This is a genomic window from Candidatus Acidiferrales bacterium (assembly GCA_035515795.1).
Lineage (GTDB): Bacteria > Bacteroidota > Ignavibacteria > Kryptoniales > JAKASW01 > JAKASW01.
In genome coordinates, this window is the sequence record DATJAY010000035.1 from 255,089 (window position 1) to 278,596 (window position 23,508).

At 48.4% G+C, this 23,508-nt stretch carries 20 protein-coding genes; 5 read left to right on the forward strand and 15 right to left on the reverse strand.

Annotation, left to right across the window (positions count from 1 at the left end):
• Complete coding sequence (locus VLX91_14710) at window positions 1-801, reverse strand: alpha/beta fold hydrolase (GenBank protein ID HUI31458.1); 801 nt, start codon at window positions 799-801, stop codon at window positions 1-3.
• A 273-nt stretch (window positions 802-1,074) separates the two neighbouring features.
• Here VLX91_14710 and VLX91_14715 point away from each other — a divergent pair, with 273 nt between their 5' ends.
• Window positions 1,075-2,280: an adenylate/guanylate cyclase domain-containing protein gene (locus tag VLX91_14715; GenBank protein ID HUI31459.1), complete on the forward strand. Its 1,206-nt coding sequence runs from the start codon at window positions 1,075-1,077 to the stop codon at window positions 2,278-2,280.
• A gap of 29 nt (window positions 2,281-2,309) precedes the next feature.
• Here VLX91_14715 and tadA read toward each other — a convergent pair whose 3' ends face one another.
• Both tadA and sprA read right to left on the reverse strand, forming a co-directional pair.
• Entirely contained in the window at window positions 2,310-2,762 is a 453-nt protein-coding gene (tadA, locus tag VLX91_14720; protein HUI31460.1) for a tRNA adenosine(34) deaminase TadA, read from the reverse strand.
• An 86-nt stretch (window positions 2,763-2,848) separates the two neighbouring features.
• Window positions 2,849-9,958, reverse strand: coding sequence for a cell surface protein SprA (sprA, locus tag VLX91_14725; protein ID HUI31461.1), 7,110 nt, complete (start codon window positions 9,956-9,958; stop codon window positions 2,849-2,851).
• 394 nt (window positions 9,959-10,352) lie between these two features.
• On the opposite strand from sprA, the gene VLX91_14730 reads away from it, so the two are divergent.
• Window positions 10,353-10,763 (forward strand): response regulator, encoded by a 411-nt coding sequence (locus VLX91_14730; protein HUI31462.1) that lies wholly within the window; start codon window positions 10,353-10,355, stop codon window positions 10,761-10,763.
• A 20-nt stretch (window positions 10,764-10,783) separates the two neighbouring features.
• On the opposite strand, the gene VLX91_14735 is transcribed toward VLX91_14730, so the two are convergent.
• The 10 genes from VLX91_14735 to VLX91_14780 form a co-directional block, all read right to left on the reverse strand.
• On the reverse strand, window positions 10,784-11,194 hold the full coding sequence (locus VLX91_14735) for a VOC family protein (protein ID HUI31463.1): 411 nt from the start codon (window positions 11,192-11,194) through the stop codon (window positions 10,784-10,786).
• A 251-nt stretch (window positions 11,195-11,445) separates the two neighbouring features.
• The gene (locus VLX91_14740; GenBank protein ID HUI31464.1) at window positions 11,446-11,607 is read right to left on the reverse strand and encodes a hypothetical protein; all 162 of its coding nucleotides are present in this window, start codon (window positions 11,605-11,607) and stop codon (window positions 11,446-11,448) included.
• Entirely contained in the window at window positions 11,592-12,074 is a 483-nt protein-coding gene (locus VLX91_14745) for a methyltransferase domain-containing protein (protein HUI31465.1), read from the reverse strand. The genes VLX91_14740 and VLX91_14745 overlap by 16 nt, the downstream gene beginning before the upstream one ends.
• 44 nt (window positions 12,075-12,118) lie before the next feature.
• The gene (locus VLX91_14750) at window positions 12,119-12,574 is read right to left on the reverse strand and encodes a DUF3795 domain-containing protein (protein HUI31466.1); all 456 of its coding nucleotides are present in this window, start codon (window positions 12,572-12,574) and stop codon (window positions 12,119-12,121) included.
• 51 nt (window positions 12,575-12,625) lie between these two features.
• The gene (locus tag VLX91_14755; GenBank protein ID HUI31467.1) at window positions 12,626-13,066 is read right to left on the reverse strand and encodes a C-GCAxxG-C-C family protein; all 441 of its coding nucleotides are present in this window, start codon (window positions 13,064-13,066) and stop codon (window positions 12,626-12,628) included.
• Between the two features lie 98 nt (window positions 13,067-13,164).
• Window positions 13,165-14,097 (reverse strand): hypothetical protein, encoded by a 933-nt coding sequence (locus VLX91_14760; GenBank protein HUI31468.1) that lies wholly within the window; start codon window positions 14,095-14,097, stop codon window positions 13,165-13,167.
• A complete protein-coding gene (locus tag VLX91_14765) occupies window positions 14,098-15,699 on the reverse strand; it encodes an alpha/beta hydrolase (protein ID HUI31469.1) in 1,602 nt (533 codons plus the stop codon).
• A gap of 194 nt (window positions 15,700-15,893) precedes the next feature.
• Complete coding sequence (locus tag VLX91_14770; GenBank protein HUI31470.1) at window positions 15,894-17,141, reverse strand: glutamate-5-semialdehyde dehydrogenase; 1,248 nt, start codon at window positions 17,139-17,141, stop codon at window positions 15,894-15,896.
• Window positions 17,142-17,181: 40 nt separating this feature from the next.
• Window positions 17,182-18,315, reverse strand: coding sequence for a glutamate 5-kinase (proB, locus tag VLX91_14775; GenBank protein ID HUI31471.1), 1,134 nt, complete (start codon window positions 18,313-18,315; stop codon window positions 17,182-17,184).
• Window positions 18,316-18,378: 63 nt separating this feature from the next.
• Window positions 18,379-19,086, reverse strand: coding sequence for an alpha/beta hydrolase (locus tag VLX91_14780; GenBank protein HUI31472.1), 708 nt, complete (start codon window positions 19,084-19,086; stop codon window positions 18,379-18,381).
• 24 nt (window positions 19,087-19,110) lie between these two features.
• On the opposite strand from VLX91_14780, the gene VLX91_14785 reads away from it, so the two are divergent.
• The 3 genes from VLX91_14785 to VLX91_14795 all read left to right on the forward strand — a co-directional run bounded on the left by VLX91_14785 (window position 19,111) and on the right by VLX91_14795 (window position 21,198).
• Window positions 19,111-19,233, forward strand: coding sequence for a hypothetical protein (locus VLX91_14785; GenBank protein HUI31473.1), 123 nt, complete (start codon window positions 19,111-19,113; stop codon window positions 19,231-19,233).
• Window positions 19,234-19,546: 313 nt separating this feature from the next.
• Window positions 19,547-20,626, forward strand: a complete 1,080-nt coding sequence (locus VLX91_14790) for a gliding motility-associated C-terminal domain-containing protein (protein ID HUI31474.1) — start codon at window positions 19,547-19,549, stop codon at window positions 20,624-20,626.
• Entirely contained in the window at window positions 20,623-21,198 is a 576-nt protein-coding gene (locus VLX91_14795) for a hypothetical protein (GenBank protein HUI31475.1), read from the forward strand. Before VLX91_14790 ends, VLX91_14795 begins: the two co-directional genes overlap by 4 nt.
• Before the next feature lie 14 nt (window positions 21,199-21,212).
• Here VLX91_14795 and VLX91_14800 read toward each other — a convergent pair whose 3' ends face one another.
• Both VLX91_14800 and VLX91_14805 read right to left on the reverse strand, forming a co-directional pair.
• Window positions 21,213-21,866, reverse strand: a complete 654-nt coding sequence (locus VLX91_14800; GenBank protein HUI31476.1) for a toll/interleukin-1 receptor domain-containing protein — start codon at window positions 21,864-21,866, stop codon at window positions 21,213-21,215.
• A complete protein-coding gene (locus VLX91_14805) occupies window positions 21,850-23,376 on the reverse strand; it encodes an amino acid permease (protein HUI31477.1) in 1,527 nt (508 codons plus the stop codon). Before VLX91_14805 ends, VLX91_14800 begins: the two co-directional genes overlap by 17 nt.
• Window positions 23,377-23,508 lie beyond the last annotated feature (132 nt).

A 23,508-nucleotide genomic window follows, 5' to 3' on the forward strand; every position in this document is an offset into this window, starting at 1 on the left:
TTAGATATTATTGTCCTTCAAAAAACCCACCAGCGCCGAGTTGAACTCGCTGGCGTTCTCAAGATTTGAAAGATGCCCGGCACCACGAACCAATACGAACTTCGAGTTTTTTATCTTTGACCGCATCAACTCCGCATCCGCTTGAGGAGCCACTTTATCCTTTTCTCCCGTGATAATCAGCGTCGGCACGGATATTTTTTCGAGGCTCTCCGTCATGTCCATCCTCGCGGCCAGCGCGATCTGTGTGCCGATGAGGGCGGTTTCATCGGTCGACCTCATGATCGAAACAATTTTGTGAACTGCGGTCTTGTTTTTCCGGAAACTTTCCGGCGCGAAGAGAGCTTGTGCCATATCGTCGGCAAATTGGGATTTCCTTCGCGCGAGAATCATCCTTATCTGGTTCGCGCGATTTAATTTTGATGCATTTGTGTCGGCCGAGCTTTTCGTATTGCAGAGAATCAGCCCGGAAATCCGGGTTGGATCGCGATCTGTTGCCCTCATTGCCGCGTAACCGCCGATAGAAAGTCCGCAGACGACAGCTTTCTTCAAACCAACGTGATCCATGACTTCGAACAGGTCATCAACTATGAACTCGACGAGGTACTGTCCGCTTCCTACGTCGCTTTCGCCATGTCCTCTCAAATCGAACGCAACACCGAAATGGTCGTTTGAAATGAGTCTTCCCTGCTCGTGCCACATCGACTTGTCAAACGGGAAACCGTGGATGAAGACTATGCCGCGGTTTTTGTTCTCGCCATAAGTTTCATAGGCAATTTTTCCATGGGCGGTTTTTACAAACATCTTATCTCCTTTAAAATGCTTTACAAAATAATAACCTGGACGCAAAAAAATATAAAAGATTAGATGGTTTTAGAAAAGCATCGTAATTTTATCCGAGAGTGCACCGGCTGGTTCTCGCATTGAAAAAGAGCTGGAAGAAAATAGATATGGTGGAGCGTCTTGAATAAATCTATACCGCGTTTCTGGCAGAATAGCCTGAGCGCAATTCCTCAAGGAGAACGCCGCGAATTTCTGCAGGAAGCCTATTAGACAAACTGCTTCCGCGCAAGGATATTGGCGGTCGCAATATTTCTAATTCACCTTTTCCTTCTGTACGTCGACCTTCGGCACAAGGCCGCGGGCCTGTGGACGGCGATGCCGGGGTATCTGTATCTTTTTTATTCGCATATCGTACTGGAGACCGGTCTTCTCTTTTTCATATTAATCATGACAATTTCAAAACCTGCGTCCGCCAAAGATGTGCGCGTCTCCCACATGGCCGTTGCTGTATCGTTCATGCTTTTCTTTCTGGCATGGAGCGCCGCTTTATCCTCGGTTGATCAGATGATTCACGGATTGATTGCTGTCCATATCATGGCCGTATTCGGAATCGCTGTTGCATTTTACGTGACGGGAGCTACGAGCCTGATGATGTACGTTGCGGCGCACGTGTTTTTCGTTGTCGGCATCTCTCAAACACAACCAAACCACGATGTGTTGCTTGGACATTATATCAACGGGTCAGCGCTCGCAGTTGTAGCTTGGGTTCTGTCACGTTTGGTTTTCTCCGCAAGAGTACGTGAATTCCTGAACACGAAGACAATCGAGCGCCAGAAAATCGAGATCGAAGACACGAAGAAGAAAATAGAATCGATCCTTAAGAATATTTTGCCTGAAAATGTCGTGAAACAAATCGACGGCAGAGATTATCCGCCGCCGGAATATAACCCTTCCACGACCATCGTGTTTGCAGATTTTGTATCATTCTATAAAATCGCGGAAACCTCAGACGCGCGGGAGGTGCTTAAAATCCTGGAGGAGATGTCAAATGCGTTCGACGAGTCAGTGAGGAAGCACAGGCTTGAAAAATTAAGAACTATCGGCGATTGTTATATGTTCGCGGGCGGCCTCTCCACAGAAAATAACCAGCTTGTCGATACAGTGGAGGGAGCACTGGAAATTCGAGATATTGTATGCAAATTTGCGAAAGGTATTAAGACGAAAACGGGACATGAATGGGCGCTGAGGATCGGTGTCCATACGGGTCCCGCGATAACCGGAATAATCGGGACATGGCGGTTTATTTACGATGTGTGGGGTCCGACGGTAAATATCGCATCGCGGCTCGAAGCAGCATCCCTGCCGAACAAGATCAATGTTTCGCAGCGCGTGTTCGACCAGCTTCTCGAAACCGATCGTTATACACTTGAGCCGCGGGGTGCTCTAGCTATAAAAAATATGGAACCGGTCGATATGTATTTTGTCGAGAGAAAAGTTTAGCCCGGACGGGATCGAAACCCGGTCCTGCATCATTCCCTCTTTTTCTCAAAGAATTCCCTCAAAAGCAATTTTGCGTCGTCATCCATTATGCCGGAAATTATCTCCACTCGATGATTCAACCGTTCATCCTGCACGATGTTATACAAAGTGGAACATGCTCCCATCTTTGGATCGAACGATCCGAACACAATCCTGTCGAGTCGTGAAAGAACGATCGCTCCCGCGCACATCGGGCACGGCTCGAGCGTTACGTAGAGCGTGCACCCTTTCAATCTCCAGCTCCCGAGATGGTTTGCCGCGGCGCCGATCGCAATTATCTCCGCGTGAGCCGTCGGATCCTGAAGCCTTTCAACCTGGTTGTGCGCCCGCGCTATAATAGCATCGCTTTTGACTATCACCGCGCCTACCGGCACTTCGTTATTGCTGTAGGCTTCCTCCGCCTCTTTCAAGGCGGCAAACATGAAACGCTGATGGTTACTCAATAATTCTCAATCCTAATTTTTGGATTTCAGATTGAGTCTAAGGGTTCAGAATTCAATACCAAAAATTCAACCTTCAAAGTTTTTCATCATCCTGCTATTGAAACGTGTACGTCGACGCCGGCCTCATTTGTCGTCGTGCCGGGAACCTGCGAAGCCTGAACCGTCGGAATAATTTTCGTGTTCCGGTAATAAATCGATGCCGTCACTCGCTGGCTCACTTCGTACCTGAATCGAATCTCAAGCGTAGTCTGAGTGGTTCCACTGAGCGGACTGCCGCTCCCGCTAAAATTGTTCATGTCAAAGTTGAACTGCGTCGATGAGGCGGCTGAATAGCTTGCGCTTATGTCGACGTCATTTTGCAGATTTAATCCGAATAAGGGTATAGAAAACCCTCTCTTTGCATAGTCTGCCGTGATTGTGAGTTGTCCTGTATGCTGCTGTGCGATCGAAAAATTATTCGGATTCAAGCTATACTGGTCGGATGTGTTATACAGAATCGAACCCGATATTGTCGCGTCGCCTATGCTTTTGAATGCGATGTTGAGTCCGGCCAAGGGCTGAAAACCGTAAGACACCGTCTGTGCATCTGTGACCTGAGCAGCCCCGTTTGTGATGTGCCAGTTTTCTGAGTATGTCGATTGGTATGCATGATTGAAACTTACGTGAGTAGCAAAACTTTTGAACAGCGGAAACTGTTCGAGACCGTCCCAGGTAAACGAATAGTTCATTCGCGGCATGTACTGTCCGAATATTTTGTCAAGAATTGGAAGTGTTTCGAATCCTTTGACGAACGCCTGTGAAAGCTTCTGCTGGTCTGAGACCGTATTTGTCGGATCGTTTTTATTTGCTTGATAATCCGTCTCGACCTGATTTATTCCGCTCTTAAACGCGGAAAGGAACAGCACCGGCGGGATTGTAAAGAAGCTCCTGTTGATTTGCCCGGAAAGCGCAATGTTGGCAGTGGCGGAGTCATATATCGGATTACCGCGTGTGTCGGTCGCGTATTGGATGTTGCGATTATAACTCCACCCGACGTGCCACGAGAGATCTATTCTTGCGCCCTGCCATAAATTTCTCGAGGTCCTAATGTCCATTGAATTAGTATTTGTAAAGATATCATTGATGATAAATCTACTTGAATCGGACGGACTGGCAATTCTCACGGTCTGAGTCTCCCCGAAGCCAAAGAAGGGAAAGCCTTTCTTTGTGAAAAAGACGAGCTTGCTGTAAGGATCGGAAATAAGTCCGAGTTGATACAGTTGTGAGGGGCCGAGCGCCGGATTATTCTCCTGGATGAACGGTACTCTGAAAAAATTCGCCATACCCGGTCTTAGAGATGGCAGTCCGTTGTTCTGCGACATATCAGCGGAAGAGAAATTTATCGAGACGCTCTCGAAATTCAGGAACGGGACCTTTATCAGGATATTTGCAAGATTGCCGAGTTGGTTTCCTTTTCCGCCGCTTGCAGTGACCGTTGATGTCGTGTCTGCAGGAAGCTCGAATTCCTCGCGTCCATGGCCGCGTCCCCGTGCATTTGAGGAAGGTGGCTGTGGTTGAAGAGTATCGGGTGTGGTGGATATTGCCGCGCTCGTACTTCCACCGAACAAAGGATCGGTAAGCGCCTTCAAACGAATGGTTGAGCCTAACTGCAAAGTGCCATTGACGCCCGATGTTTTCGCAAGCTGTGCTTGTTGCAGGTTATTGCTCCAATGATATGCGGAGTTATAGCTCGCCTGCATATCAATATATTGCTGTATATTGAACGGAAGTTTCGGCTGTGTCGTGAGCGAAAATTGCTGAGAGTAATCGTAATCGGAGCCGAAGTTTATAAGCCCGTTGTTCAGGAATATCTGGCGGAACACATAAGAGTCCGGGCGCGGTATGCTTTTGCCACCGGCCGTATCTACGTCGATCAAATAAAGCGAGCTGTTTACTGAAAACCGATAGTCGATAGTAGGATTCAGTATTCCATTATTGGTCAGGCGCCAGTTGAAACCTCCCGATCTCGACGACGAGAAATTCGGCGTAATTCTAGGATTAATTTGCGTCCAGTAATCCTCCACCGCGAGCATCCTCGATGCACTCATAGACAAGTTAAACGAGCTCGGCAAATACCTGATCTGGAAATCCTGGCCTGGAGAATTTGTCGAAGGAATGTTCCCGGGAGGGTTAATATTTTCGGGACCTCCACTGGGAGGATTGAAACCTCGTGGATTTGGATTGGAAATCGGCGAGCTGCTTGTTGTTGTCTTGCTCTTCGACGGAAAAGGTGTAAACCATGCCGCAGGATCAAGCTGGACCGAATACCCGCTTGAAAAATTCCATGTCCATTGATTTCCGCTCTTGACCTGGGTGTCTCGATACTGTGAACCAGACCAGCTGTATCCCATAGTGATATTGTTGAGGATATCCTTGAAATACCATTTTGTGGAAGGAACGGCTATACGCAGCGTAGGAATCGACCAGGAATTCTGAACTCTCAGCACCTGCGAACTGGTCTGCAGGCTATCCGCCAGGGATGCGGCGGCTCCCGGTGCATATCCCAGGGTATCCAGGTACTGCTTCCTTTTTGCAACGGCTTCGCTGACGAGTATGTCGCTTCCGGCAAGGTACAACGGATTTGAAAAGCTTTCGCTGTGAGAATAAGCAAATGGTATGCTCGTCCCTTGCCATTCGCGCGGCAGGAGTCTCTCGAGACTGAGGGAAGCGTTTACTCCCCAGTTCTGCTGCGTATTCAACGATCCAAACTGGGTTGTAAGTCCGTGAAAGTACGGATCTGTCTTAGAGAAATTGAATGCAAGTGCGCCAAAGTCGGCGAGCTGGAGATTTGCGCTGAAACTATAAGCACCGCCTGGAGTATTGTCGGCGTCCGTGAGCCTGAGTTCATCGACCCAGACAGACCCGTGAAGCACTGTCGCGCTTCCAGCCCTCTTGTTCGTGATCCCGATCTGGAAATATGAAACACTCATCAACGACGGGTTCCCTTGAAGCCAGTAAGTCGAGCCGGGAATTCCATTGTCGGTGGGAAGAGGCACGACGTTTGGTTGATTTACAGAGTCCCGCCGCTGTTTGATCGCAGTGAGTTCCGCAAAATTGATAGTTATATCCTGCCAGCCGGCCCTTATGGGGGGCACAGGATTGTTTATGTACCTAAGAGGTTGTCTATATTCATAAAAGTTCAGCGAATCGCTGCCGAATCTTATGTAAATGTCCGCATCATGATCAGTGGAATCAACGTAACGGAAATTCGGATCTCCATGAACAAAGAACTTCATGTCTTTATAGTGGAAAACGTTTAGCGAAGTCGGAAGATACTTGAGCACATATCTCGAATCGCCACCATGCAAGCCATTGAGGATCAAATCCAGAGACTGCTCGTTGAGTGTAAGGGGAGTCGTCGGATTTGAATGATCGACCGGCTGAAGACCCGGAACAGGCGCATTATAACCGGGATTATCGAAGACATCGACGACGGAAGCTTGCATTGTCGTGTCCTTCACGTCCGGTGTCCGCCAATAGTTTCCGACGAGGTCCATCTCCGCTATATTTACCAGCATGGGTGAAGTCATTCCATCGAACCAGACTCTGACGGATTGCACCACGGAAAGGCTCGGCTGCCCGATAACTTTCGAAGTATCTTTAAGCGGGATCAGGTATTCGTACCATCCTTTCGAGCCAACACCGGCGACATACTTATTGTTCGTCGTGTCCAGCTTTACGTCGTACTCGTAATAACTGTTCGTCTGATCTAAGAATCGATTGTGGTTAAGATCCTCGCCATCTGGAAGAAGCCCAGTCGCGGAGACGGAATTATACTTTGTACCGTTGACTCTAAGATAATTATGACCGTTTATGTCTGCGAAGTAAGCACCTCCGTCGGGATCCGCACTGATGGAATCATTAACGTTCCACCATGGTCGGTCCGGCTTGTCTTTGATCCACGGAAATAATGAATTCTCCTCCGCAATCGAAAACTGGTCTATTCCAAGATCGTTATTGCGCACTCCTAAACCGGTAGTGTCCTCCGAGCGAAAGACTCCATCCCCAAAGACATCCTCTCCGATCTGCCCGATATCGACGTGCATAGTGCCGTGGGGATGCGTCGATGGATCGATCTGCATCCAAACCTCCAGGTAGTTTATGTTTTGCCCGACGAGGTCGCTGGCGTTGGACGAGAGATCCACCATCATGCCACCCCATGCCAGTTTTGCCAGGTTTGGATTGTTGTTCTTGGTATCCAAAGTCGTGTCTATGTCGCGGGCTCTATTGTATTGACCCCTCACGGTGTCGAGGAAACCAACATGGAGCACCGTCACCGTCTGCTGATCGACGGAAACCTGTTTGCTGGGCCATATATCCTTAGAAAGTGTAGTCGGCGGAATATCGTTGTACCAGTATGCCCATCCGCGATAGTCGTTCTTCGTTGAGTCAGGCACTTCCCGGTTTAACACCGAATCTATGGCGGTGTTCTTTGGCGGACTTGCTATCGACCATGAAGAGAAGTTTATCGGCAGAGGGATAGTTCTTTTCGCTCCCTCAAAGTCGTCAATGTACGCCACGCCCTGTCCGTTGTCATCCGGGATCGGGCTCGTCCTTGTGTTGGGATTCGGAAGCATGTAAGCGGCTTCACCGTGCAACGTTAACCTTGATGGAGCAGCCGTCTGGATCAAAGGAAGCGCATCGAGAGCTTTCGTAAGGAATGGAAGATCGGCGGAGGTTCCTCCATCGACTCCAAGTATCAAATTGCTCATCGGTTCTTCCCCAACCTGGACTTTATCGTTTGGCGACTGGAGCGAGTAGTTCATCAAGGTAAATCCAAGACCGGTCTGGTCGTTGATTTTCAAATCGCCCCTAAGACCGCTGAGCGATTTTGATGCGATTGTGAAAATGTCGTTCGTCTCGTATTGAATCTGGACGTTCGCACCCGGCTGGAGCGCCGCCTGATTTCTAATAGTCAGTTCACCGGTGAGATAATCGATGGAATAATCCTGGTCGGGGACCAGCGGCTGGCCGTTGTACAGAACTTTGACGCTTCCCTGGACGAGATTAAACCCGAGGGGAATTCTAGAAGTGCTCGAACCAACGTAGGAACCGGTTACCGAAAAGAGGTTGTGTGTATCCGAAGGATAAAAATCGTCCGTCGTATCATAAATAGACTCATATACAAAGGAATCTGGATTCGATATCGAATAACCGTTTCCAGATTGGTGGAACGCCTCCACGAAAGGCTCGATGAACGGGAAGATTAGCTCGCCGTGATATGAGTCTATGTCGACCCCGTCGTTATAATAAAAAGTATTCTGCGCGCCTGCAGTTCCCGTTCCGTCGATGCGAAACAAGTGTACGAGGCTTATCCCGTTTATATTATCCTGCGCCGTGGTGCCGGACGGCGTGTAAAGTATCTTAAGATCCTTTATGGAACTCGCGCTGAGATTCGTTCCTCCGACGGAGTAAATGTTCCGCAGCATCAATCGCCAGGCTTCCGCGTGACTGGCATCGTGGATTAGTTTATTTTTCGGCTTTACTAGCTTGAGAACCAGCCTGTCTTTTGCTGATGTATCGGCAAAAGAAAAGGTGCCGTAAGTATTGCCCCCTTGTGTGCTGTAGACGACTGCTATTATCTGCTCAGCGGTATAACTGGTATTGAGAGTCAGAACGCCGGTGTTCTTATCAATGCTGTACTGAGACGGATCAAGTTTTATAAAAAGGCCGTTTTCAACCTGCCCCGAGGAATCGGTGGCGCCTTTGGTTTGTAAATTTGAATAATAACTTTGGCTGGCTGTGTTATTGGGAGGCAGGTCCATCACGGTTACACAAGATCTAACATTAGGATTTCCCGCGGGATTAAAAATCGATTCGTAAACTTCGATCTGTGTAATGATGAGAGCCTGCTTATCTATTTGAGTACGGCCGCTTTGATAGTAGTCTTCATATTCCCCGATATAATTCGTATCGATGAAGAAATGGTTTTGCGAAAAATCGGTAGCACGGAAACTGATTGGCAGGGCAGAAGATCCGCCGCTGTAAGTCAGACTTTTCCCCTGTGCTTTCTGTTGACTTGCGAGTCCAGTAAGAGTGAGCGGACCGAATTGAGCAGTGGCTTTGATTCCGAACAGCGCCTGGCTGCTCCCGACAAATGAAGACGGCGTAGACATAGATACGTTTCCCGCCTCGACGCTCTTGATAATTTCGTCGTCGTAGCCCGTGTACTTTATATGCAGCTGGTTTTCATAGTCGAACTGGTTTTGAGTATCCCAGTTTGCTCCGATGCTCAGTTTGTCTCCCACCGTTCCGTCGACATTTATCTGGACATCCTGTTTGAAATCCGGCTGGTTCGTAACATTCCCGAGCGCGGAGAGAGTCTGCTGGTCGGTTTTTTGATTTCTCCATGCACCATGGACATCGACGGCTCCCGATATTTTTAAATTGATCCTTGGAGGACCAAAGATGCTGAGAACTGGATTCGAAGGAATCGGTATGTCTATGTTGGTTATCCCCGACATGAGAGAGCCAAGCTGGTTCACACCTGTTTTCGAGGTGTACGCATGAGCAAGATCTTCCCAATTTTTCTGGATAAAATAATTTTCCTCAAGCTTGACGTACTGGTTCAATGGAATCTGGATTGGAATTCTTATGTCTTTTCCCCACAGTGTTTCCTGAACGTCCACATCGTCCCCGGCACTGTCGATGGTGGCAGTTCTCTGCACCACGTCGGAATAGATGAAAAGCGGGTAACGATATCCGGGAAAGATCTGTGCCTGGGGATTGTCGTGCCTTATCCCCGACAGCCATTTGGAAAGTTTCAGCGAATCTAAAGAAATTGTGTCCGACTTTATCCCTGAAGAATCCGTGCGAGCCAGCATCGAGTCCGTTTTTCCTCTTGCAGAAAGAGTATCATAGGCGTGCTTTGACATCAGACTGTCGCCAACCTCCGGCCGGATGGATTGCTCCTTTCCGCGGGCAATGGAATCTATCGACGCGGATTTAACCGTATCGCGATTGGTAGAAACGTTTTGCGGTGATGGATGGCCTAACGAGGTCGTATCCCGTCGTGAGGAACCAGGCTGGTAATTTCCCGTCTTCGCAGCGTGTCCAAAGCATCCCGTGAAGATAAATGCCCACACTCCGGCATTAATTATGCAAACGGGGACGGCTGTCAGCGCGAAGCGGCTCGTATTAGCCTTAATAATTTCCACCTATACAGACTGCTTAATACTACTCGACGAATAATTTTATTGACACTTTAGCAATCTGTATGTATAAGGCTCCATGAGTTTAAGTGCTTATATGTGAAAAAAATATCAAAGCCCAGAGTAAATATCAAGCAAGGAAGGTATGCCTCTTTCGATGGGTCATCAAAAGCCGTCTGAACGAGAAGCCCGGCTGAATGTGTAAAAAACAACGAATTCAATGACGCTCTTCGTTCTTGGTTAAGTCTTTTCCCGGGGAATCTTTGCGAGGCTGGTGCGGTTAACTCAATAGAGAGTGCGTCTTTGAAAATATTCTTTAAGTTCCTCGTTCTGGTATGTCGCCGATAACTACAAATCTTTTGCCGAGAAGTGACGGACCGGAGGAAGGGAGGCAAATGGAATGCGTGATTCTTCCAGTGGTTGGGATAGAAAACGGGAGGGCGAAAAGATTCTCATTGCTGAAGACGAGCAAGCGATGAGGGAACTGGTCGTCGAGATTCTTGAGAGTGCCGGTTACACGGTTATCGCAGCGTCGAATGGAATCGAAGCTGTCGATGCTTTCAACAAAGAGAAAAACGAAATCTGTCTTGTGATTCTTGATAGAAATATGCCCGAGATGAACGGCGACGAGACCTTTCGCGCTCTGAAGAAAATCGGCTTGAACGTTCCCCTCCTCATCTCAAGCGGGTCCATTAAGGATGAGGGAAAGCTGGTTGGCGAGGGAGTCACGGGTCTTATTGGAAAGCCTTACAGCATTGAGGAGCTGCTTGAAAAGGTAAAGTCGACTTTGGAAAAACAGAAGAAGAGCTGAGCAAAAATCCCTGGTGGCGTTTAACCGTCCAGCATGCTTGTCTTCCTGAAAATCTTGTCGTCGGGCTCCCACAACTCGATCTTGTTCCCTTCAGGATCCATGATCCATCCAAACTTGCCGTAATCATATTTCTCTATGTCTCCGACAATTTCTACTCCCTCTTCCCTGAGTCTTTCGATCAGGGCTTCGAGGTTTTCTACGCGGTAGTTGATCATGAAATCTTTCGTCGATGGATGAAAATATTTCGTCACCCTCTCGAAAGGTCCCCATACCGTATGCCCGTATTCGCCCGCTTTTTCCTTCTGCATCCATTCAAAAACAGCGCTTTCCCCAACTGGAGAAATTCCCAGATGTTCGTTGTACCATCTCAAAATACTTTCCGGATTCTCGCATTTGAAGAAGATTCCACCTATTCCCGTTACGCGTTTCATAATTTCGCCTCCTCTTTGAACCAAAAACAGTTGTCAGTCAGAAGCAGTTCAGCTCCGAACTTCGATCTCCGTTTTTTTAAAACTATACCATCTTACTTGCGGGCGATAAAGAAAATTCTCTTGAACGGATAAAGTACTTTCCCGTTTTTTTGCACCGGATAAAGATTGGCGCATTTCGCAAGGACTTCGCTCTCAAATTCATCACGGCTCGTTTCATCGGGAAGCCTTTCTAAGAACGGCCTCATCCCGGTTCATTTGTACCACTCCACTAGCTCCGCATGAGAATTCAACACATGATAGTAAATAGTTTCCCAAATATCCAGCTTCCTGGAGATTTGTACCATGATGTTATAATAATATTCGCTGTCATGGTAGGTTATTTGTTTTTCTGCTCCGGTTATGAAGGCGACCATTTCCAGCTTGAAGAGACTGTGAGCAATGCCTGATGCAACGGCGACCCGTTATTCGCCGGAACCTGAACAGCCAGCGCGCCTCCATGATTCACATTTTCTAAAAGCCTCGGCAAGAGTGATCCATGGTCCGGCATCCACTGGATCGCCGCATTCGAAAACACGATGTCGAATTTTCCGTCGAAATTGAAATCTGTAGCATCGCCGATAAGCCACTCGTCGTCCGGGAAGTCCTCTTTGGCTTTCTTTATCATTTCGACCGAACTATCGTGGCCTGAAATTTTTGCGTTGGGCCATCTCTGACGGAGAACCTGAGTGCTGTTGCCCGAACCGCAACCGACGTCGATGATAGACTTCGGATTCCTTACGTCAATCCGTGCGGCGAGGTCTACAAATGGCTGCGTCCATTCGTCTGCAAATTTTAAATACTGATCAGGATTCCAGTTGGGCACGCTTACATAAAATTTCAAGCTGTAAATTGCGCATTGATTTTATTCCAGTTGGAGTCCTTTTCCTATTGCCATCTTGCCGACGAGTATCTTCTCTTGATCTCCGGCGATTTATCCACAAATGTATCCAAACCGATCCGTTTGATGGTACAAAGGCTGAACACTTTCAAATTATGCGGCAAAATCCCGGCCCTGTTTGCCGCGGGATCGAGTCTCTCGCAGGGGAACTTATCACAGTCAAAACAAAATTCCACTTTATTTTCAGAGGCGCACCCGTAAGTTTCACAGGCTCCTCCGATAACCGGGCAATTTCCTTTAACGGCCCTGCAGCCGTCGCAAGGCCTTTTGTCTTTCAGCATGCGCCGTTCAACCAGCCTGTTGAAGAGCTTATGGTTGTCCCTGCATGCATACGGTTCACATACTCCGCGGTCCATTCCGCAAGTTGCTACCGGATCATATCTCTCGTTCATCAACATATGAATTTGTCTTTGAAGTTTTTCCCGCTTAATCTTGATTTTCACTTTGCTTAAAACTCTGCATGAACTCAAGCATAATTTGCATTCCAAGATTTTTCAGTCGAGCTCTTCCAAAATTTTCGCCGCATCGCGAACGCACTGAGCACAAATCGTCTTCACCATGTTCTTTTCTTTGAACTCTTTCTGGCCTCCCTCGGTATTGAGGTCGATGCCCCCTAAGATTTCCTTGCATACAATTGTGCCGTGAAGTTCACGGAAGCGGTCGGCAAACTTCCTGACGTCCTGGTACGTTTTTCCCACCGATTGTCTGTCTGCAGCATCCACGTTTCCGTACTTTGCACCTATGACCATAAACGCTCCGGTCACCGCGCCGCAGACATCCTGCATTCGTGCCATGCCCGCACCAAATCCGGTTCCGATCTTCATCGCCTGTTTCTCATCTATTCCATAGAGCGGTCCATAGGTGGAGAACACAGCCTGCGAGCAAAGATATCCACCTAAAAATGTTTCTACTGCTTTTTCTATTTTGTCTGACATCGTTTGATCCTGATTTGTAGACCGATCAAAAGGGGAACGTTTTATTTTAATCTAAACGTGGCACAAATTCAAACGGAACGAGCATTGACCGCGATCATTTAACCCACTTTGCCGAAATATTTCAGGACCCGCAGTGCCCTCAATGTGTTCCACCGGCTTGGCTCCCCGGATTTCTCCATTTCGAAATGCGTGAAGCCCGGATGTCTCGCGCACTTCCATTGCCCCGCTTCACTCCTTCTTTCCAGGAGAGCATCGATGGCATCATTCATCCTTTTGTCATATTTCACTTCTGCCAGACGAAAATAATCGAGGGCTTTCAGAATATCGTAGCGCCAACGGCAGGGATAAGACAATCTTAAGAAATCAGACTTGATGATCCCGCCTGTTCGATGGGAGCGGAATAATTTATGCCGTAGAATGAACTCGTGTGAATCGTGCCGGACTTCGGGAAGCTCACTCAACCTGTATGTATAACCGTTTCTCTCGTATTCGAGAATTCCTTCGACAACGGAAAGCGTCGTGTGCAGAGAGCTGTGTACCGGTTTCTTCTCCTTCCTGTTGGAGTGACAATTGAAACCACCGTCAGGCATTTGCTCCGACAACAGGAAATCGACGATGGACTTCAGACGCTCTTCTTTAACTTGAAAATATGACGAGTAATCCAACGCCATCCCGTTCACACAGACGTCGCTGACCTTTACCGACTTCAATGGATTCAATCCGCCGTCCGGCCCCTTTTCCTTCTCAAAAACCATCTTGAGGGTTTCCGAGATAGTCTTGTTGCCGGGCGAAATACAAAGATACTTCAGGTCAAGGAGAGTATAATGGGTCGATGTCCATTTCGGCAGATAAAATGCTCCTCCCCAATGTCCGTTCGATTTACGGAACGAAAGAAACTTCGCTCCCCATCCTTCCCTCTCGATTCTTCTCCTGAGCTGCGGTTTATCAACGCCCCACAAATCTCTGTACGTCTGGTATTGTATCGACACATCGCCCTCAAGGAGCCATGATATGAGTTTGTCGTCTATCATCTATGCTACGAGTAGTGTCTTGCCGTGCCTTCTGCGATAACGTCTTATAAACCAAATAACGATTGCAGCAAAGGCGATTACTACAACGACAATTGCAGCGAGCGCAGCTTTTGCAATGAGCGCGAAGCCCCAGCTCACTCCGAAATTCATCGGTATGTATGAGTTCAACGACGTGTTCGGCACACCCTTGTCATAAAAACTCGTCAGGATGAGCCTGGTGTTTTCCACTTTAGCATACCATATATCGTTCACGTGACCGCATTCGGAAAGAATAATCTGTCTGCAATTTTTCAAGTAGGGGAGCAGCTCATTCGTTGCAAATTCAGGTGGCGTGGAAAAATCTACGCTTCCGCTCAAAAGCAATGTCTCTACATTGGATCGCTGTGCTTTCCGGAATTTCTCCGGCAAGTGCGTCATGGGCCAATGGCCATAGCTTAGTGGACCCCACAGCAGTTTGCCCATCGGAGAACCAAGAGGCAAATCACGAGGCTCCATATCGGCGGAATAGTTTCGCGTGGAATCGAAATCCGCACCGACGGCTTTCGAAGCGAGATCGCCCCATGTCACCAGCGAGGGCATGACATAATCATACGCGAGTGACATCAGGGCCAGTCCGCTTGGGTCTCCATGTTCTGCCGCGACGTACGCATCGAATGCCATTGCCGCGGTGCTGCGATGGAAGAGTAGAGCGAAGGTGACTACCTTCACTTTCCCGGGATTGATGGGAAAGACCAGCCAACGAGGCGGCATGTTGTTCAAAATGTTTCGCATGGTTCTATAAAGATCAGGACTCTTTCCGGTCATTGTGGAATCCCATGACCACAGATTCGCGTAGCGTTTCAATTGTTCGTCAACCGTCTGCGGCTCCCAGACAAAATGCCCGGGAGGATTGACCCCGATCATGGCTGACCGGAATATACGTTCAGGATGTTTAAGTCCGTAGAGATATGCGACGCGGGTGCCGTAACTCTCGCTCAAGAGATCGATGCGGTCGTAGCCTAATGCCGTGCGAACAGATTCATTGTCTTCGATGCACTCGATCATCGAGTATCCATCGAGATCGACACCCTGCGCTTTCAAACGCTCTGCACCTGCACCCCATGCACGTCCGATCATCTTCATCGATTCTTCGCTCAATGGATCGCTGGCTTTCTTGAATGCTTCGGTAACATCCGGGCAGTCGAGTACAGTTGAGCCATCGACACCTCTGTACCCGACGAGTACGAAATCGTGTTCAGGAAGAAAAGTCCACGCTTTCCCCCGGTCCCATGACATATTGCTCTGACCGGGTCCACCGGCGAGGCCGAATATCGGCTCTGCAGGATTTCTTGAATGAGAGTGAATACGAAGAAAGGGTATGTTGATTAAGCGGGATGCGGGTCTGCTTCTGTTTTCCGATACAGTGATCGTTCCGAAATCTGCATCATACTTTTCGGATCCTATTTCAAAAAGCCTGGTTTCTTTGACAAAGCTTTCTGCTCTAGAATTTGGTGGTGCAACGGGGTAGCGCTTGCTCCCGTCGCTACATCCGAATCCGGAGACAATCATGGTCAAGAAAAAGGCAAACTCAATTATTCTTTTTATAAGGCGCCTCGGCAACACGATAGGTACTCCTCTTATTAGAGATCTTATAGACTGGGGTGAGTCAATTTTAATTCCCTCGACTTCGGTCTTCCCACGCTTTGTTCCATCTATTTTAGACGAAACACCGAACAAATTCAAATCGAAGACCCGCTACGCAGCGCTGAGAAATAGTCCAGTCGGACATTTCCTGATCGCCGAGTCTGCGGGGTGCTTTATTTCCTTACCTGTCCGTTTCCCCGGACGACAAACTTCATGCTGGTCAGCTCGGCTAGCCCCATCGGTCCACGCGCATGAAGCTTCTGCGTGCTGATTCCGATTTCTGCACCGAGTCCGAATTCAAATCCGTCTGTGAACCGAGTCGATGCGTTGACATAAACAGCCGCCGAGTCGACTTCCCGCAAAAATTTTTCGCCGTTCGATTTGCTGCCGGTAACGATCGCGTCCGAATGATGCGAGCCATAACGATTTATGTGCTCGATCGCTTCGTCGAGGCCCTTCACCACCTTTATTCCGATAACGAGGTCTAGATATTCCCGGTACCAATCACCCTCGTTTGCCTGCACTGCATCATGGAGAATGGCCCGAGCGTATCTGTCGCCTCGAAGCTCGACGTTTGCCGACCTCAGTTTTTCTGCTACGCGCGGGAGAAAAGTTTTCGCAATTCTTTCATGCACCAGTAATTTTTCTGCCGCGTTGCACACCGACGGCCGTTGCACCTTCGCATTCACGACAATTTCCTCGGCCTGCCTCAGGTTTGCAGAGCTGTCGACGTACACGTGGCAGTTCCCCTCGCCATGCGCGATGACGGGAATACTGGAATTCGCCTGGATGTATTTGATCAGCTGCTGACTGCCGCGCGGTATGATGATATCGAGGCATCGATCTTGCTCGAGCATTTCCGCAACGGCTTTTCGATCAGTCGTATCTATGAACTCAACACAGCCAGCGGGAAGACCGACGCTCTTCAATGCCTTTTTGATGATCTCGACCAGTTTCCTGTTGGTGCGGATTGCCTCGGAACCGCCGCGAAGGAGGACGGCGTTTCCCGCTTTCAGACAGAGCACCGACGCATCCACGGTGACATTTGGACGCGCTTCATAAATAATCCCGACTGCACCGAGCGGCACGCGCACCTTCTCAATCGTGAGTCCATTTGGACGTTTCGTTCGTTCCAAAATTTCGCCGACGGGATCCGGCAGAGCTACAACATCGTGGACGCCGGCAATCATCTGGGCAATTCGCTTATCATTAAGCGTCAGCCGATCCAGAAGAACTTCCGATATTCCTGCTTTTTCAGCGGCAGCTAAATCCTTTTGATTGATTTTGCAGATCGCCTCCGTTTCGCGTTCAAGCTGCAATGCGATCGCATTCAGCAGGCCATTCTTTTCTGCAGTAGTCGCATTGTACAAAATGCCGCTCGCCTTTTTTACCGACTTGGCTTTCGTCTCTATCGTGGTCATTTCTTAAGAGCCCCTTTGTGATAATGATCCATTGCACCACTCAGTCTTCAATCACCGCGAGATTATCCCTATGCACCACTTCGGCCGGCGCCTTTCGTCGCAGGATCGCTTCTATATCCGCGCTCTTCTTCCCTTTGATCTTCATAAGCTCTGCTGAAGAATATCCGGTCACTCCTTTTCCAATTTCATTCCCGTCCGTATCCAGGATCGATATTATGTCCTTCACATTGAAACTGCCGTAGATTTTAACTATGCCGGAGGGAAGAAGGCTCTTATTGAGTTTCAGCAAGGCGCTCTTCGCTCCCTCGTCGACCACTATAGTTCCCGCAGTTGACGACACGAAACCTATCCACTGTTTCCGCATCGACAATTTCTTTTGCGCCGGCAGAAAAACCGTTCCGCGAAATTCCCCGGAGAAGATTTCATCGATGGCCTGCGGGTTTTTTCCGTTTGCTATAATCATGGCGATTCCCGATTTGACGCAGCGTTTCGCCGCTTGAATTTTCGTGATCATGCCTCCCGTGCTCAGATCGTTTTTATTTCTCTTTGCAAAGCGTTCGATCTCCGGAGTTATTTTTTCAACGATGCGAATCATTTCCGCATCATGGTTCAATGCGGGATCGTCGGAAAACAAGCCGTCAATGTCCGTCAGGACTATCATAATATTTGCTTCGACAAGAGTTGCGACCATGGCGGACAGATTATCGTTGTCGCCCAGTTTGATTTCTTCAACTGCGACCGTATCGTTTTCGTTGATGATCGGCACGACACCCTTGTCGAAAAGGACGGCGAAAGTATTCTTTGCATTCACATACCTGCTGCGGCTTATGAAGTCGTCCTTCGTGAGAAGAATTTGCGCGATAGCGAGGCGCTGTTTACGAAAAGCGTTTTCGTATGCTTCCATGAGGAGCGGCTGGCCGACGGCAGCGGTTGCCTGGCTTTCCGGAATGGATTTAGGACGACCCGAGAGTCTCATAGCAGCGACACCCGCACCAATTGCACCGGAAGTAACGATTGCGACATTCTTGCCGAGCGACCTGAGGTACGAAACGCTCTTTGCGATTGAATTGATCCGTTCGATATTGATACCGCGATCCTTTTCAGCAAGTAAGTTGGTTCCGATCTTGATAATAACGGTATTACGGTCTTGCAGAATATTTCTTAGTCGATGCATTGTCTTTTTGCTTTTTTGAAATATATAAGGAAATACCTCAAAATTCATGCGGAGCGCAAAAATTTATTCGGTCGACAGCTCTCTGTGAAGAACGCGAAAAAAGTTTTCGCTTCCTCTTTTCTCCTTCCGCGGATAGTGACCGCAATCTTTAAGCAATATAAACCTGAAGTTTTTCAGGACCGCTTTCAGCGGCTCCTCCACCCCTCCGGCCGGATGAGGGTCATAGTCTCCGTGGATTGCTACGACAGGACAACAAATCTCTCCTCCAAAATTCAGGAGTCTCCCGTCATGTCTAAGTCTCTCGGCTTCCGGCCAGACTGACTGAAATATCTCCGGTTGAAAGCGAAGATTTTCTCCTTCTGACTCGATCGGATCAAACGAATCTGTTTTCGACATCAATCCTTGAAACCTATTGAAGATCGACGAATCCACTCCTCCTTGAGCAGAATTGTTCATCAACCGCAGCGTCCTCTGCGCCTCGATCCGTTCAACGCCAGACAGACGACTCATCCTCAATTCGGTCACGCTGGTTCCTTCTTCAAACGCACCTGCCCCGATGAGAATAAGTTTGCGCACATCGTCCCGGTGTCTCGCGGAAACCATAAATGACAGCCAGGCCCCCCATGAATGGCCGATTAAGAAAACCGGCGAGCTGCAGTTTTCGTTCATAACCGAATGCAGTTCTTCGATTTGCCCGTCGACTGTTTGTGAAGTCTGAAATAGCTCGACGACTCCCCGCTTCTCCGACAGCTTCTTCGCAACGTAACCCATTCCACCCGGAGCGCCGGGCCCGCCATGGACGACTACGATCTAATAGGGCTTCTTGCCATGTTTGCGATAATTCAACTTGTTCATTTGAAGATGGTACAGCGGATTTTCATTCGACTCGCCGTGCTTAAAAATAAACCGATTCCTTGAAGATTCAAATTGATCTGTGACTCATTATCCGACGAATGTGGCAGGATCCCAGCATGTAAGTGCAAACATTGCACATCGAAAAGCTTTTCCTGCACAGTCCCAAGTATTGTTAAGCTCAAATAACCTGTATTTGAATCTTTCTCATGGCACGCTTTATGACCTAATTTAAAAAATGGATCGAAGGGCGGTTCGTATTTGCACCATTTAGAATTTATACTTGGTCCTGGTCTGAGAATGTATAACCTTCGGCGAATGAGTTCTTTCAAGGAACTTGCGCTATGGAAAGGATTAACAAAATTTTTGGGAGGCTGAAATGAAAAAGGTTCTAATTCTCGGATCAATTTTATTCGTATCGAATTCTCTGTTAGGTAATCCATTACCTGATCCGCATGCGACCATTTTAGAATTTAGATTCGATCCTGCTAACAAATGGGAATTGGAAATAGGCACACCGGTATTGTACGCCAATTACTACGACAGCATCTGTATTTCGACATCGGGCGGGATAGCACGAGTAAAAATTGACTCGACGGGATACGCGGCTTCAGTTTTAGTAATAACCCCTGATAGTCTTTTATCTCCCCTTTCCATTAATGATACCGGTGATTGCATTACGGTTTATTCATATATATCAAACAAGAGTTTTGGCGAAATATCGATGAAAGATACATTATCGTTCGGGAATTATCCTGGTTCAACGCTCGATTCAATACCGACAGGATACTCGATCTGCAGGTTCCATTTTTATTTTAATCCCGACAATAGCTATGACATTTTCTGTCTCAGGAAAAACTCTACTATCGGTGCTTCATATGATACCAGCGGTTGCTGTGCCACCATGACTGGAAACATGTACGATAAAAATAACAAAAAGATAACCGGTGGAGCTTTCACACTGGATTATCCGGTTACATTTAACGCGGAGAGCAGCTATTCGACAAGGGTACTCGCTCGAAAGTGTGCCATCTCCGGCATGTTTCAGGGAACAAGTGCTACCGGGTGGTACTGGTGGTGGACGGATACCGTGAGTATAGATGCGTACCCAGATTCTCTCATCCGAAGAGACCTTCATTTCACAGATCTCGTTGGAATAAAGGAGAGACCCGCACCATCCAATCACGACTTGTATGTCATCAATTATCCGAACCCGTTTAATCCGGCCACGAATTTCTATGTCAGAATACCGGATCAATTAAAGCGGAAGGAAGGGCGCATTGATATTTATAATTCCATCGGTCAGAAAGTCTTTGTCGTTCCGCTGTCGAACGCTTCGACTTACGAGTGGAATGGCGTCGACATGAGCGGGAAAGCCGTTGCATCAGGAGTCTATTACTACCGGCTTGTATTTGACTATGCTGTTTCCAAAACCGGCTCGATGATTCTATTGAAATGAGATTGACGAGAACGGTTCTAATATTCTTTCTGCTGCTTGGTTCAAACGCGCTGTGCCAGGGTGTTGTCTTTTCTAGAGAAGACATCACATTTCGACTGAGCAGCAAGCACTTCATCGTCGACGGTTATTATTGGTTTTACAATCTCACAGCCCATGAAGTGAATATGTCAATCTACTATCCGTTCCCCGCGACGGGAAATGCCGGCACGGTAGACTCTGTTGATATTTTTGATATCGCCCAAGAAAGTCAGCCAAAATTTCTTGGCAGGACAGAAACTGGATTCAGCTTCATTTTGACCATCGCGGGCCATGATACGACGCTGTACCATATCGCATACCGTCAGAAAGTGGCCGGCGACAGTGCGACATATATTTTGCGCTCCACTCATGCCTGGAATAGACCGCTCGACTATGCAGAGTATAAATTAATGATTGAGGATTCCATCCGCGTCTTCAAATTTTCTTACGATCCCGATACTCTTTATGATATCGGGGGAAAAAGAATCTACCTCTGGAGGCGCACCAACTTCATGCCCGAGAGGGACTTTGTGATCCACTTCAAACCCGAATAAACAGATTCGCGGAATTATTGCTCTGAGGTAAGTTTCCTGTAAGATCTGACGATCGCTTCGTCGGCTTCATACTTCTTTAGAAAAATCTCGAGCTGCCTCCTTGCACCGAACGATTTGTGGACCTGCGGGTTCTCTATTGCTTTCCGTATTATGTCATTGACCTGCCGACCGTTGTAGCTGCCAAAATCATTCAAGAGAGCGCTCGTGGCTTTGGCTTCGTCAAAACTGCGGCTGTGCCCGAGCAGCGTTATCAGTCCATCCAGAAATTTCCGTTGCAGCTTTCGATTTTTGTGTATCACCTTCGCTATGCCGGAGCAGGATCGGGGAATGTTCTCGATGCGGAAGTTAAACGCCTGATACTTCGACAAAAAACCGAAAGGATCTATCGACACCTTGAGCGAGACGATGAAGATTCCTCTGGCTACCGCCACACCGCATTCCTGAGAGGTCCACTTGGAGGTTATGAATTTCTCGGTGAGGAGAGGAAGGAAAGCGTCCGTCCGTTTGAGCTCCGACAGAATTCGTGCTTGCCATTCCTCGGTGGGCTGTATGTCCTCATGCGCGAGAAAAACGTCCATGCCGTAACGGTTCAGATTAAATTTGATTTCTCCGGCAAGCGTCCTGTCAGATGAATGATAACTTAAAAAAACCTTAAGCCCCGGTGTCATCTTCCCGTTCCACTTTCCGATGCGATAAGTTCCTCCAGACAAAGTAAACCGGAATCCCGAGCAGGACAATTATCATCCCGGGCCACGTGTAGCGTGGTTTGAAAACCAAAAGGTCAACGGAGATCGCAGCCGCTGCGAGGATGTATAGCGCCGGCACGATGGGATATCCAAATGCTCTATAGGGCCGGTCGACTTCAGGACGTTTTTTCCTCAGTATGAAAATTCCTGCTATGGTCATGATGTAGAAAATGAGAACAGCAAATATCACATAATCCAACAAATCACCGTATGTCCCAGACAAACACAACAAACTTGCCCAAATTCCCTGTACCACCAAGGCGGTGCCCGGTACGGCCTTGTCGTTCAATTTTCCCGCGCTCTGAAAAAAAACATTATCCTTCGCCATCGCATAATAAACTCGTGCGCCTGCAAGTATCAATCCGTTGTTGCAGCCGAACGTCGAAATCATTATCAGTATTGCCATAATGATGGCGGCGGGCGCGCCGAATATCATCGCCGCCCCGGCAGTTGCGACTCTATCGTCTGCTGCAAATTGGATCCCCCGGCTGACCACATCGCTGCCCGCAGGGCTGCCGCTCAGCGGGAGCACCAAGATATAAGAGACATTTGCGAGAAGATAAAGGATCGTGACCGTCATTGTTCCAAGTGCAAGACTCAGCGGGATGTTCCGTTTAGGATTGACGACCTCCCCCGCGGTGAATGTGATGTTGTTCCATGCGTCGCTGGAGAAAAGCGATCCTACCATGGCAACCCCGATCGCCGCAGCGAGCATCATTCCCGATAACGATTCGATCATGACGACTCTTCCGCCGGAAAGATGAATCCAAGATGCAGACCAGAATCGTGAAAAGTTCGCAGAGATCGCCGGCGCATTCCTGCCGATTAACATGCCGAGCAAAATTAATCCGACCAACGCGAGTGTCTTCGTAATTGTGAAAATATTTTGTACGATTTTTCCTTCGCGGAGTCCGCGCATGTTGACATAAGTGAGAGCTGCAATGCTTGCTATCGCTAGAACTTGCGCCGCGGAAATCCTCAGACCGAATACTGCGGCAATTATATTCGTCTCACCGAACCACGGGATGAGCACTGCGGTGAACTTTGCAAACGCTACGGCGACTGCGGCAATAGTGCCCGTTTGAATGACAAGAAAAAGTGTCCATCCATACAGAAAGCCCGCCAGCGGGTTGTACGCTTCGCGCAGGTAGGCATATTGTCCGCCGACATGCGGCATCATGCCGGCGAGCTCGCCGTAACTCAAAGCTGCAATCACAGTCACGGCTCCGGTAATCAGCCAAACCAGAAGCAAGTACCCCGGAGAGCCGACAGTTCTGGCAATATCTGCACTGACAATAAAAATTCCTGACCCGATCATCGAACCAATGACGATCATGGTCGAATCGAGCAGGCGAAGCTCCCGCTTGAACTCGGGTCTAGGCTCTGCACCAGAGGCGCCTCCACCTTTGGCGGAAAAACTACCGGCATTCATGTTGGACCTCGTTTTCGTTTCGACAAGACGAAACCATTTTACGGAGAAGAGTAGAATCTAAGTGAACACGTGTTGTCCGGCTGAGTCTTGCTATCGGGGGGACAAACTCCACGTAGCAAGTTGCAGTTCTCA

What these genes read in the sequence shown, in the direction of transcription:
- VLX91_14710 (HUI31458.1), bottom strand. Translation starts at nt 801, where the DNA reads ATGTTTGTAAAAACCGCCCATGGAAAAATTGCCTATGAAACTTATGGC.
- VLX91_14730 (HUI31462.1), top strand. Translation starts at nt 10,353, where the DNA reads ATGCGTGATTCTTCCAGTGGTTGGGATAGAAAACGGGAGGGCGAAAAG.
- VLX91_14735 (HUI31463.1), bottom strand. Translation starts at nt 11,194, where the DNA reads ATGAAACGCGTAACGGGAATAGGTGGAATCTTCTTCAAATGCGAGAAT.
- VLX91_14740 (HUI31464.1), bottom strand. Translation starts at nt 11,607, where the DNA reads ATGGTCGCCTTCATAACCGGAGCAGAAAAACAAATAACCTACCATGAC.
- VLX91_14755 (HUI31467.1), bottom strand. Translation starts at nt 13,066, where the DNA reads ATGTCAGACAAAATAGAAAAAGCAGTAGAAACATTTTTAGGTGGATAT.
- VLX91_14760 (HUI31468.1), bottom strand. Translation starts at nt 14,097, where the DNA reads ATGATAGACGACAAACTCATATCATGGCTCCTTGAGGGCGATGTGTCG.
- VLX91_14770 (HUI31470.1), bottom strand. Translation starts at nt 17,141, where the DNA reads ATGACCACGATAGAGACGAAAGCCAAGTCGGTAAAAAAGGCGAGCGGC.
- proB (HUI31471.1), bottom strand. Translation starts at nt 18,315, where the DNA reads ATGCATCGACTAAGAAATATTCTGCAAGACCGTAATACCGTTATTATC.
- VLX91_14780 (HUI31472.1), bottom strand. Translation starts at nt 19,086, where the DNA reads ATGGGTTACGTTGCGAAGAAGCTGTCGGAGAAGCGGGGAGTCGTCGAG.
- VLX91_14785 (HUI31473.1), top strand. Translation starts at nt 19,111, where the DNA reads ATGGACGACTACGATCTAATAGGGCTTCTTGCCATGTTTGCGATAATT.
- VLX91_14790 (HUI31474.1), top strand. Translation starts at nt 19,547, where the DNA reads ATGAAAAAGGTTCTAATTCTCGGATCAATTTTATTCGTATCGAATTCT.
- VLX91_14795 (HUI31475.1), top strand. Translation starts at nt 20,623, where the DNA reads ATGAGATTGACGAGAACGGTTCTAATATTCTTTCTGCTGCTTGGTTCA.
- VLX91_14800 (HUI31476.1), bottom strand. Translation starts at nt 21,866, where the DNA reads ATGACACCGGGGCTTAAGGTTTTTTTAAGTTATCATTCATCTGACAGG.
- VLX91_14805 (HUI31477.1), bottom strand. Translation starts at nt 23,376, where the DNA reads ATGAATGCCGGTAGTTTTTCCGCCAAAGGTGGAGGCGCCTCTGGTGCA.